This window comes from Halioglobus sp. HI00S01 (genome assembly GCF_001635445.1).
In the GTDB taxonomy this organism is placed as follows: Bacteria; Pseudomonadota; Gammaproteobacteria; order Pseudomonadales; family Halieaceae; genus Halioglobus; species Halioglobus japonicus.
In genome coordinates, this window is record NZ_LWEE01000215.1 from 173,693 (window position 1) to 185,833 (window position 12,141).

General features: G+C 59.5%; 9 protein-coding genes. 5 read left to right on the forward strand and 4 right to left on the reverse strand.

The window, feature by feature from the left end; translation table 11 throughout:
* Positions 1-2: 2 nt before the first annotated feature.
* The 5 genes from A3709_RS16735 (at position 3) to A3709_RS16755 (ending at position 7,038) form a co-directional block, all read left to right on the forward strand.
* Positions 3-1,643 (forward strand): VRR-NUC domain-containing protein, encoded by a 1,641-nt coding sequence (locus tag A3709_RS16735; protein WP_066057148.1) that lies wholly within the window; start codon positions 3-5, stop codon positions 1,641-1,643.
* Positions 1,636-3,909, forward strand: a complete 2,274-nt coding sequence (locus A3709_RS16740; protein WP_066057151.1) for an ATP-dependent DNA helicase — start codon at positions 1,636-1,638, stop codon at positions 3,907-3,909. Before A3709_RS16735 ends, A3709_RS16740 begins: the two co-directional genes overlap by 8 nt.
* Before the next feature lie 334 nt (positions 3,910-4,243).
* On the forward strand, positions 4,244-5,386 hold the full coding sequence (locus A3709_RS16745) for a Re/Si-specific NAD(P)(+) transhydrogenase subunit alpha (protein WP_066057154.1): 1,143 nt from the start codon (positions 4,244-4,246) through the stop codon (positions 5,384-5,386).
* Positions 5,387-5,388: 2 nt separating this feature from the next.
* Entirely contained in the window at positions 5,389-5,679 is a 291-nt protein-coding gene (locus A3709_RS16750; protein ID WP_066057156.1) for an NAD(P) transhydrogenase subunit alpha, read from the forward strand.
* Between the two features lie 6 nt (positions 5,680-5,685).
* Positions 5,686-7,038: an NAD(P)(+) transhydrogenase (Re/Si-specific) subunit beta gene (locus A3709_RS16755; RefSeq protein ID WP_066057159.1), complete on the forward strand. Its 1,353-nt coding sequence runs from the start codon at positions 5,686-5,688 to the stop codon at positions 7,036-7,038.
* Between the two features lie 582 nt (positions 7,039-7,620).
* Here A3709_RS16755 and A3709_RS16760 read toward each other — a convergent pair.
* From A3709_RS16760 to tatB, 4 genes are read right to left on the reverse strand one after another with little or no spacing between them, the layout of a single operon-like run.
* Positions 7,621-9,381: an ABC transporter transmembrane domain-containing protein gene (locus A3709_RS16760; protein WP_066057162.1), complete on the reverse strand. Its 1,761-nt coding sequence runs from the start codon at positions 9,379-9,381 to the stop codon at positions 7,621-7,623.
* On the reverse strand, positions 9,378-11,024 hold the full coding sequence (locus A3709_RS16765) for a mechanosensitive ion channel family protein (protein WP_231871217.1): 1,647 nt from the start codon (positions 11,022-11,024) through the stop codon (positions 9,378-9,380). Before A3709_RS16765 ends, A3709_RS16760 begins: the two co-directional genes overlap by 4 nt.
* A 59-nt stretch (positions 11,025-11,083) precedes the next feature.
* Entirely contained in the window at positions 11,084-11,836 is a 753-nt protein-coding gene (gene tatC, locus A3709_RS16770; RefSeq protein WP_066057165.1) for a twin-arginine translocase subunit TatC, read from the reverse strand.
* A complete protein-coding gene (gene tatB, locus A3709_RS16775; protein WP_066057168.1) occupies positions 11,833-12,138 on the reverse strand; it encodes a Sec-independent protein translocase protein TatB in 306 nt (101 codons plus the stop codon). Before tatB ends, tatC begins: the two co-directional genes overlap by 4 nt.
* Positions 12,139-12,141 lie beyond the last annotated feature (3 nt).

Below are 12,141 nucleotides of genomic sequence, written 5' to 3' on the forward strand. Positions count from 1 at the left end.
GTATGGACGCTACTGCCCCGGTTGAACTGGCGCCACATTACTATCGGGACAACTTCCTGCGCCTGCTGGATACGGTTGAGCGCAACTACGAGGACCTGCTCGCGCCCGCCGAGCAGGCATTTGTCAGCGCCTACCGGGCATTGGCCTTCGATGCCCAATGCCTCTATGTGCGGCTGATCTCGCGAGTTGGTCCCTGGTTCCGCGAGGAACAGCTCGATTACCCAGAGCTGAATGCGCTGCCGGCGGCAGTGGAAGCATTGCTCCGTGCAGGCCTGTTGGTCGAGACAAACGTGTTGTCGGTTGCGGAAACGGGCTCGCTGTTCTCGCGCCAGTCGCTGGCGCAAGCAATGGGGCTGGACCACAAACTGCGCAAAGCAGAATTGCTGGCGGCGCTGCCTGAAGATGAGCCTATACCGGTGGCGTTGTTCACCGCGGGTCGGGTGATTGGCCCGGTCGGGGCCGACATCGTTGAGGTGCTCTCGCTACTGTTCTTTGGCAATCGCCATCAGGGCCTGACGGATTTTGTGCTCAGTGATCTTGGGGTTGCGCGCCACTACCCGTATACCGTCGATCGCAGCCAGCGTCTGTTCTGTGACCGCGGTGCACTGGATGAATACCTCGGCTGTGCTGCCATTGCCGACGCCTGGTGGGCGTTGCGCGAGGGCGCGATCGACGCGATCGACCTGCCGTCCCTGGCCGCGCTTGCGCTGGATTTTTCACCGAGCTACTCGAGTTCGTTAAGGCGATATGCCCGGCTGTGTAACAGCCTGGCGCGCGACCTGGAACGGGCCGGCGAGGGCGAGGCGGCGCTGGCCCTATACGCACGTAGCGATCTGCATCCTGCCAGAGAACGCAGTGCCCGTATTCACGAGCGCGCAGAGCGCTATGGGCAGGCCGCAGAAATCTGCGAGACGATTATTGAACAACCCTGGGGTGAGGAGGAGCGCGATGCAGCGCAGCGCATTATGCCGCGTTTGCAGCGTGCCCTGACCGGGGCGAGTCAGCGCCGACCCCGCGACAATTTCGCCCGTATTGAGCTGGCGCTGACGCGCGACAACCAGAGCGTCGAGTTGCTGGCAGCCAATGCGCTGGCGGCGGATTGGCCCGATGTGTACTACGTGGAAAACCAGCTGATGAACAGCCTGTTCGGGCTCGCATTCTGGGAGCAGATTTTCGCGCCATTACCCGGCGCATTTCATCATCCGTTCCAATCCGTGCCGGCGGATATGTATGAGCAGGGATTTGCCGAGCGTCGCGAGGCGTTATTGGCGGCACGACTCGATGATCTGGCCACCACGGATCTCTCGGCTGAATTGTCCGCGGCCTGGTGCCGCTATCAGGGTTATCAGTGTCGCTGGGTGAATTGGCGCTATGTCGACGAGCAGCTGGTAACCCGGGCAGCAAGTATTATCCCGCGAGAGCACTTGCTGGCGATCTGGCGGCGGATGCTGTTCGATCCCGGCGAAAACCGCCGGGGCTTCCCTGATTTACTGGCATTAGGTGAGAGTCCGGGCCAGTACTGCATGATTGAGGTAAAGGCGCCGGGGGATACGCTGCAGGATAGCCAGAAGCGTTGGCTGCGCTTTTTTGCGAGCCACGATATTCCGGCACAGGTGGCCTGGGTGACCTGGAACCATGATTGAAATCGCAGTCAGCGTGCGTGACCTGGCGGCGTTTTGCCATCGGCGGGGTGATATCGATCATCGCTTTACCCCTTCACCTACAGCAGCCCAGGGTATCGAGGGTCATCAGCGAATTTACCGGCGTCGCCCGGCGTCTTATCAACCTGAATACGCCGTGGAAATGCGCGAGGCTTTCCCTGGATTCAATCTGTTGGTGCGAGGGCGTGCCGATGGTTTTGACGCCCAAGCGGCGCAGGTGGAGGAGATCAAAACCTGCCGGGTGGATCCGGCGGACATTCCGGAGGCGGTCACCCGGTTGCATATCGCCCAGGCTACAATCTATGCGGCGTTGATTGCCCGCAGTGAGGGGCACGACAGCCTGCAGGTGCGCCTGACCTGGCTGAATATAGAGCGCGACGAGGAGACGTATGTCGATCGGGAATACAGCGCCCCCGAACTGGCGAGTTTTCTGGAAGAAACCCTGGCGGCCTTCGGCGGCTGGTTGGCAACCCTGGCCGATATTCGCCGGCAACGCGACGCCTCACTGACCAACCTGCCATTTCCCCACGGTGACTTTCGCCCCGGCCAGCGCGATATCGCCGAATTGGTCTACAAGTGCATCGACCGCGGTGGTGAGTTAATGGTTGAGGCTCCCACGGGCATTGGCAAAACAGCGGCGGTGCTCTATCCCGCCCTGCGCGCGCTGGAGCGGGGTAAGCATGACGGCCTTATTTTTGCGACGGCACGCACGGTGGGGCGCCGCGCGGCTGAGGAGTGTCTGACTTTGATGGCAGGTGCGGGCCTGAGCATGCCGTGGCTGAGCCTGACGGCCAAGGACAGCATTTGTTTCTCGCCGGGTAAGGCATGTCATGCACAGGATTGCCCCTATGCGGAGGGGTATTACGATCGTCTGTCCGGCGCGCTCCAGGCCGCAATAGTGCGCGGCGCGCTGTCCCGGGCGGCGATTGAGGAAGTGGCCCGGGAGCACAGGGTCTGCCCCTACCAGTTGGCGGACGATCTGTTGCCCTGGGTAGATGCAGTGATTGCCGACCTTCATTATCTCTACAGCCTCTATCCGCGCCTCGGACACCTCGCTGAGCACAGTGGCAGGCGATTCACAGTGTTGTTGGACGAGGCTCACAATTTGCCCGAGCGAGCTCGCGGTATGTATAGTGCGACGCTCTCCAAGCCCCAGCTGATGCGCGTTAAGCGTGGCGTGCCAAAGTCGCTGAAGCGTCCCTTGGAGCGGATTAATCGGCAGTTGCTCGCGCTGCAAAAAGAACCCTGGCCAGAGCCGGATTACTACTGCCGGCCGGAGCTGTCAGACAAGTTGCAATTCGCGCTGCTGAATTTCACCGCCGCCGTGAGTGAGCAGCTCGCCGAGCAGCCGACCTTGTTTCAGCGCGAATCAGCCCTTGGTGACTTCTACTTCAATGTGCTGCATTGGCTGCGCGTGGCAGATTACTGGGGAGAGGACTTTGTGTTAGAGCTGCAGTGTGATGCCGATGGCCGCAACCTGGCGCTGGCGCTGAATTGTCTGGATGCGTCGCGCATACTCAGTGCCGGCCACGCCCGCACTCACGCGTCGGTGGCTTTCTCCGCCACCCTCTCGCCGGCCCACTGGATGCGCCAGACTCTGGGTCTTCCCGAGAATGCGGTGTGCCGGCGACTGGACTCCCCCTTTGCCAGTGAACAACTGGAGGTGCGGCTGGAGACAGCGGTGGATACCCGCTTCCGGGCCCGGGCTGACAGCCTCGATCGGCTGGTGCAGGTTCTGCAGGAATGGCTGGCCAATACCGAAGGGAACTGCATGATCTACTTTCCCTCCTATGCCTATATGCGCGATGCACTGGGCCACATCGACCTGGGTGAGCGAACTCTGTGGCAACAGGAGCCCGGACAGGACCTCACGGCCAGGGAGGAATTACTTGCAGCCTTTGTCGCCCGGCGCAATCTCGCTGCTTTCTGTATTCTCGGGGGTGCGTTCGGTGAAGGCATCGACCTGCCCGGTGACCAACTGCGGGGCGTGGCTATTGTCGGGGTAGGGTTGCCTCAGGTGGGACGTGAGCGGGAGCTGTTGCGGTCCTGGTATGAGGCCCACTATGGCAGCGGCTTTGAGTACGCCTATCTCTACCCCGGCATGCAGAAGGTGGATCAGGCCCTTGGCCGGGTCGTGCGCACCGCCGACGACCGCGGTCACGCCCTGTTAATTGATACCCGCTATGCCTGGTCGCAGTACCGCGAGCTGTTGCCACCCTGGTGGGAGTACCGTCACCAGCCCAGCTGATTGGCGCCGTTAGCCTCTCTCCAAGTATTTCTCCGGTCTATTAATTTGGGCCCCGAGGTCATTGTTTGAGCGAATAGCTCGGGTAGATTGGCCACTCCCTGCGTGGCTGCGATAGGGTGCGTCTCGCCAATGGTTTAGGGTAAGTCAATTCAGGTCGTGAATAATGGTCATTATTCCGGCGGTATTTGCCCTGTGCTAGAGTGGTCGCCCCCTCTTGATTGAGGGTGATTAAGTTGTAGGGACAAGGGCTCAAAGAGGCTCGCTCCGAAAGTGCCGTCGGCCAGATCAGGCCGCGGTGCATAAACAGAAACAGGCAACGGGGGTAAACACCGTTATGCGCATCGCGATACCCAGGGAAACTCAACCGGGCGAAAACCGGGTTCCCATCACGCCAGACGTGGCCAAGAAATTGGTCCGTATGGGGGCAGACCTGCACGTGGAGTCCGGAATGGGCACCACTTCAGGATTCACCGACGAGCAGTACACCGAGGTAGGGGCAAGCATTGCCGCTGACCGCAGTGAATTGTTTGCTAATGCAGACATGTTGCTGCGATTGAACAAACCCACCGCAGAAGAAATCGCGCTGATGAAGCGCGGTGCCATTCACATCAGCTACCTGGACCCCTTCAACGAGCACGCGCTTGTGAATGCGTTCAAGGACGCGGGAATAACCGCCATCTCCATGGAGATGATCCCCCGTACCACGCGCAGCCAGAAAATGGATGCCCTCAGTTCCCAGGCCAACCTGGCCGGCTATGTGATGGTCATGAAAGCCGCGGCTGCCCTGCCGCGCATTTTCCCGATGATGATGACGCCGGCAGGCACCTTGAAGCCTGCCAATGTTTTTGTCATTGGCGCCGGCGTGGCGGGCCTGCAGGCCATTGCAACCGCCAAACGTCTGGGCGCCAAGGTTACTGCCTTCGACACCCGTCCCGTGGTGGCCGAGCAGGTGCAGTCCCTGGGCGCAAAATTCCTGGAGATCGACCTGGGCGAGACCGGCGAGACCGCCGGTGGCTATGCCAAGGAACTGACCCCAGAGCAGGTGGAAATGCAGCGCCAGGCGCAGAAAGACGTGATCGCCAAGTCCGACGTGGTGATTACCACGGCCCAGGTCTTCGGTCGCAAGCCTCCGGTACTGGTTACCAAAGATATGGTCGATGGCATGATGCCCGGCTCCGTGATTGTCGATATGGCGGCGGAAACCGGCGGTAATGTCGAGGGCTCCGTGCCAGGCGAAACCGTGGATTGCGATGGCGTCATCCTTATCGGCACCGGTAACTGGGCCAGCGACGTCGCCCGGGATGCCAGCCAGATGTACTCCTCCAACCTGTTTAACCTCGTCGAGGACAACTGGAGCGAAGAGCAGAAAGCGTTCGAGGTCGATTTCGAAGACGACATTCTGCCCGGTTGTATCATCACCCATGGTGGTGAGATCACTAACGAGACCATTAAGAACATCATTGAAGGGGAGGGCTGAGCATGGTTCCCGCAGAAGTATTCCTGACGTTCATCCTGTTGCTGTCTATTTTCCTGGGCTTTGAACTGATCAACAAAGTGCCGGCCACCCTGCACACACCACTCATGTCCGGCGCGAACGCTATCTCCGGCATTACCCTGGTGGGCGCGGTTGGCCTGGTAGGCGCGGTCGACGATCCTGACCTGTCCAAATGGCTTGGCGTTGCCGCCGTGGCCTTTGCCTCCATTAACGTGGTGGGCGGTTACCTGGTAACCGACCGAATGCTCGCCATGTTTAAGAAAAAGGAGGGCTAAGCGGTCATGGAAAATGCAATCCAATTTGCCTACGTGGTATCGGCAGCGCTGTTCATCTTTGGCCTGAAGCAACTCGGCTCACCGGACNCCGCCCGCCGCGGCAACATGATCTCCTCCATCGGTATGCTGGTGGCGGTTGTCGCCGCGCTGCTGTCCCAGGGCATCGACTACACCTGGATCCTGATCGGCGTTGCCATCGGTGGTGTGGTTGGCGCGCTCGCCGCACGCCTGGTTGAGATGACCTCCATGCCGGAAATGGTCGCCCTGTTCAACGGCTCAGGCGGCATCGCCAGCCTGTTGGTCGGCGCCGCTGCGCTGGATCCCGAGAACAACGGTACCTTCACTCTGGTGACCATTGTTCTGTCCATCCTGATTGGTGGCCTGACCTTTACTGGCTCACTGGTGGCCTACGGCAAGCTGAGTGAGAAAATCTCCTCGGCCCCGCTGATGTTTGTTGGCCAGCAGGTCGTGAACGGCGCTATCGTGGTCGGCATTCTGGGCAGTGCAGTGATGTTCTGCATGAACCCAGCCGATCCTACCTGGCTGTATGTGGTTATCGGTCTGTCGCTGCTGTTCGGCATTATGGCGGTTATCCCCNTTGGTGGNGCCGACATGCCTGTTGTGATTTCTCTGCTGAACTCCTACTCCGGCCTCGCGGCCTGTGCGGCGGGNTTCGCGGTGAACAACAACATCCTGATCGTAGCCGGCTCCCTAGTGGGCGCGGCGGGTATCATCCTGACCCAGATCATGTGTAAGGCGATGAACCGCTCCCTCTCGAACGTGCTGTTCTCCGGCTTCGGCTCTGGCAAGCAGGACACCACCGAGGTGGAAGGTGAGATCAAGCCGATCTCTGTCGAAGACGCTTACTACGTGCTCGAGGCTGCCTCCAGCGTGGCCATCATCCCCGGCTACGGCATGGCGGTTGCCCAGGCACAACACGTGGTGAAAGAACTGACTGAGATCATGGAAGCCAATGGCGCAGAAGTGAACTTCGGTATTCACCCTGTGGCCGGCCGTATGCCAGGACACATGAACGTGTTGCTGGCGGAAGCCGACGTTCCCTACGATCAACTGCTGGAGATGGACGACATCAACCCGCGGATGGAATCGGTCGACGTCGCCATTGTGATCGGCGCCAACGACGTGGTGAACCCGGCGGCACGCGAGAGCGAAGGCAGCCCGATTTATGGCATGCCGGTGATCAACGTGGACCAGGCCCGCACGGTCTTCGTCCTCAAGCGCTCCATGGCCTCTGGTTTTGCCGGCATCGAGAACCCGCTGTTCTACAAGGACAATACGCGGATGCTGTTTGGCGATGCGAAAGAGTCTATCGGAGGGCTGGTTCGCGAGTTTGGTTAAGTTGCGAATCGCTACTCTTTGATGAAAACGCCGGCCTGTTGGTCGGCGTTTTTTTTGGTGGTGTTCTTTACGCGCCGGCATGGAGACTGTTTAAGCCTTTTGAAACCGCTACGAGCCCATCCATGGGGTCGCTTCGGCGTCCGGCATCCATGCCTCCCGACGATTTCAAAAGGCTAAACAGCCTCCAAACCTCGATAGGTCGTAATCTCAGTATTGGGCATCTCAGTGATTTGAGTTGCGTTAGCGCTTGGCGAGCGATCTATGACCGTACTGTCGGCGGTTAATTCGCAAATTTGGTGTAGTAGACCAGAGCCATTGTCTTTGGCTACTCCCTTCATACCTCCTGCCCAAAAAAGCTCTTGAGATGGTGAAGTGAATCGAGCTCTGAGGACTGATAGTTTGGTTTGAAATCGTCGGGAGCCAGGGATGGCGGACGCCGAAGCGCGCCATGGATGGCCTTGCAGCGGTTTCAAACCAAACTATCAGTCCTCAGACCGCCCCGCACCTGAATCAACTCAAAACGAGTAAGCTGCTCTCAGGCCGCCCGGCAGCGGACCTCACCCAACCTACAGCGAATCACAATTACTCCGTCGCCTCCCGAAACTGCAAGCTGGCCAACCGTGCATACAGCTCACTGGATTCCAACAACTCCTCATGTCGCCCAGTAGCGACAATCCTGCCCTGATCCAGCACAGCAATCCGATCCGCATGGAGGATGGTGGATAGCCGGTGGGCGATGATGACCGTAGTGCGGTTCTGCATCAGCTCTTCAAGGGCCTTCTGCACCTGGTACTCGCTTTCCGTGTCGAGAGCACTGGTGGCCTCGTCCAGCAGCAGGATTTGCGGGTCATTGAGAATGGCGCGGGCGATGGCGATACGCTGGCGCTGGCCGCCCGAGAGGCGCACGCCCTGTTCGCCAAGGTGACTTTGGTAGCCTTCGGGTAACTGGCTGATAAATTCGTGGGCGTGAGCGGCGCGGGCTGCGGCATAAATGTCTTCGTCACTGGCGTCGGGGCGGCCGTAGGAAATGTTGTAGCGGACATCGCCCGTAAACAGGGCCGGTTGCTGGGGCACCAGGGCTATATGGGACCGCAATTGCTGCAGGCCCAGTTCACGGATGTCTCTGCCGTCCAGGCTGATCTGACCCTGCTGTGGGTCGTAGAAGCGTTGCAGTAAGTCAATGACCGTCGATTTACCGGCGCCGGATGGCCCCACCAGCGCCAGGCTTTGGCCGGCGCGAATGTCGAGGCTGAAGTCCGTGAGGGCCAACACTTCCGGGCGGGTCGGGTAGCTGAAAGAGACATTATTTAGCGTCAGCGCAGGCCGACGATTGTTGTCCGGGACGGCTTGCTCGCCCGGGTCGGCAATCAGGCTGCGGGTGTTGAGTAGTTCTACCAGCCGCTCTGCGGCGCCTGCGGCGCGCTGCAGTTCACCCCATACTTCCGAGAGGGTGCCAAAGCCCGAGCCGACCATTACCGCGTAGAATACGAAGGCGCCAAGTTCACCGCCGGTCATGCGGCCGCTGATCACATCCTGGCCGCCCTCCCACATCATCGCGGACATGCTCGCAAACAGCATGAAGATGGCGCCGCCAATGAGCAGGGCGCGCTGGCGGATGCGTCGCCGGGCAACCTTGAAAGCGTCTTCGACCTCACCGGCAAAGGCATCGCTTTCGAACTGCTCGCGTGTGTAGCTCTGTACCACGCGAATGTGCTGAATGACTTCGCCCGCGTAGCTGCCCACGTTGGCGATACTGTCCTGACTCTGGTTTGACAGGCGTCGCACCCGCCGGCCAAAGAAAATAATGGGCAGGAGTACCAGCGGCACGCCCAGGGCAATGTATAGGCTGAGCTTGAGATTGGTGATGAACATCATCACCAGCGCACCCGAGGTGGTGAGGGCACTGCGCAGCGCCATGCTGAAGGAGGAACCGATAATGGTCTGCAGCAGCGTGGTGTCCGTGGTGAGGCGCGACATGATTTCGCCGGAGCGATTGGTTTCGAAGTAGCCCGGGTGCAGGCGCACAATATTATTGAAAACCCCCTTGCGCAGGTCGGCACTGACACGCTCGCCAAGCCATGACACCAGGTAGAAACGTACGAAGGTGCCCGCGGCAATGGCGACGGCAATCGTGAGTATGAGGGTAATCGCCGCTCGCAGGTCCTCGCTGGTGCCGCCACCTATGCCCTCGTCGATGAGTACCTGCAGGCCGCGACCCAGCGCGAGTGTCGCGCCGGCGGTGAACAACAGCGCTAAGCTGGCGGCCACCAGGCGAATTTTATAGGGCCACAGCAGTCGGAATACGGGGAACAGCGAGCTCAAGGCTCCCTTGGGTCGATTCATGAGGCGCTGGCTTGCTCTTCGGGATGTTCGAACTCGATCAACTGGCGCGGCCCGTTGAAGCGGGCGCCGGATGCGTCGCCGATTTCGACGATGCCGAGGTTGAGCTCTTCGGCCACGGCGAGAAACTCTTGGAAGTTTACCGTGTCTACGCCGGCGTCGAGGCGCAGTATGGCTGTGCCTGCCTGGATATTCTCAAAGCGCACGCTGACCGTGTCTGCCAGCACCTTTTCGTGTTTGCTCATCATCTCCCGCACGGCCTCGAGCACGTGCTCCAACTGTTCCCGCGAGGGCAGAATCATCTGGTAGCGGCGGAAGAAGCGGATGCGATCACGCTGGGTGAAGTTCTCGATTTCGACCGAGGAGAATACCGAGTTGGGGATGACCACCATGGAGCGATCCAGGGTGCGGATGAGGGTAGAGCGCAAACCGATTTCCTCTACCGTGCCAGTGACATCGCCGAAACGGCAGAAATCTCCTGCGCTCACCGGGCGGGCGGTATAGAGGGTGATTGCGCCAATCACATTCTCGAGAGTCTTCTGGGCTGCCAGGGCCACTGCCAGTGAGCCCACGCCGAGGCCGGCGAGAATCGTCGACATGTCATAGCCGGCCTGCTTGGCCCAGTACAGGGCAATAATGGTGACCACCATAACTTTGACGATGGTCGTGAAGGGCTTGAGCAGGGCGACGTAGTGGGTATTGCCGGCATACTGCATTTTGCGGATCTGGTAGTCGCGCAAGAGGGACAGCAGCCCCATGATGAGCACGGTCCAGGCGATGTAGTCGAAGCCGGCGGATTCGATCAGAATGCGTGCGGTGAGCGACAGGCCCAGTTCGCCGATGAAATAGCGCACCAGGTGCAGAAACAGGAAGAACCGGAAGGAGCCCTTGAAGAAGCGCTTGATGCCCAGGGGGAACCGGTTGGGAATGAGCAGTGCGATGCGCATCAGTACATAGCTGATGATGGCGGCGGCCGGCCAGGCGAGTATAAAGGCGATCACCGCGCCCAGGACCTGCCAGTTCTGCATTCCCATGAAAGTGAACTCGGGCAGGAAGTTGGACACTTTGATGGCCGCTTCGTTAAAGCCCAGTTCGTCCCACATCAAGGGTATCTTGGCGACGGTCGCGTTTGACAGCTTCCAGATGCGACCACCTTTGCCGTCCGGTACCCGTTGGAGATAAATCGGTACCTCCTCATCGCTAAGGGTCACCAGGCCAATCTGGTCGCGGTAGTTGGGCAGGCCGTCGTTGAGCTTGCCTTCCGGCGCGTCGCTAATGGCGGTGATGTCGAGAATATTCTGGCGGTTCCAGACGTAGCTGAGTGCCCTCAGGAGTTGCTCGTCCGTGAAATCGCCAATTTCGTCCTCGATATAGCGGCGGTCCAGGAATTTACCCGCGGCTTCGTAATCGTGTTTACGCATGGCCTCGCGCAGGCCCAGCATAGCGGCGAGGGGTGAGGCCTGATCTTCCAGGGCGTTTGGGTCGGTAGAGGAGATCTCTTCTATCAGTTGTTCAGACTTCTGCGCGGTCTCGATCAGCTCGCGAGCAGAGACATCCGGCGCTGGCTCGTCGCCCTGCGCCCAGCTGAGTGTGGCGGGGAAAATGAGTATAGCGAGCATCGCCATACACTTACTGATATTCCACATGAGGTTTGGTCCTGTTCCCTGAGGCCCCATGTTAGCGCAAAGCGCGAGCTTGTGTTGTGTCAGGTCGGGTCCGGCTGTTGATTGCGCTGTTGGATAAAGCGTCCAAAGAACACACCGAACTCAAACAGAATCCACATGGGGATTGCCAGCAGTGACTGGGAGATCACATCTGGCGGTGTCAGCAGCATGCCGAAAATAAAGCAGCCGACGATGATATAGGGCCGTTTGCGGGCCAGGCTATCGGCGTCGGTAATGCCCGCCCAGATCAGGATGACGGCGGCGATGGGAATCTCAAAGGCAATACCGAAGGCGAAAAACAGCTTGAGCACGAAGTTCAGGTAGCTATTGATGTCGGTCATGATGGTAATGCCCTCGGGCCCCACGCTGGTAAAAAACGCGAAGATCAGGGGGAACACGACGAAATAGGCAAAGGCCGCGCCTGCATAGAAGAGCAGAATGCTCGACACCAACATGGGAATGGCGAAACGCTTTTCATGTTTGTACATGCCCGGCGCAACAAAGCTCCAGATCTGGTAGAGCACGTAGGGGATGGCGATAAAGACGGCGGTGACCAGAGTGAGCTTGAACGGCGTCAAAAAAGGCGATGCCACTTCGGTAGCAATCATGGTTGCGCCTTCCGGCAGCAGCGCGCGCAGCGGCTCCGACACGAAGGCATAGATCTCGTTGGCAAAGGGGAACAAGCAGATAAACACTATGAGTACCGCCAGCAGCGCGCGAAGAATACGGTCGCGCAGTTCGGTAAGGTGGGCTACCAGCGGCAGGGGCTGGTCGTCGATATCCGCTTCGCTCATTCGGCTTTGTCTGTTGGTTTTTCGCTGCCCAGTGGGTTCAGGTCGTGATTTGCCCGCTGCACGTCAGCGTTGATGTTGGCCGCCTCGTCGCTCAGTTGCTGCTGGGTTTTCTTGAGCTCCTGCATGACGGCGTCGTTGTGCAGTTCCTGTTCGACTTCACGCTTGATGTCGGTGAAGCCGCGTTTAATCCGTGCCAGCCAGGCACTGCCGGTGCGGATAGCCCCCGGCAACCGCTCGGGGCCGATCACCAGCAGGCCGACAACGGCCACGATGACCAGCTCGATAAAACCGATGTCGAACATCGG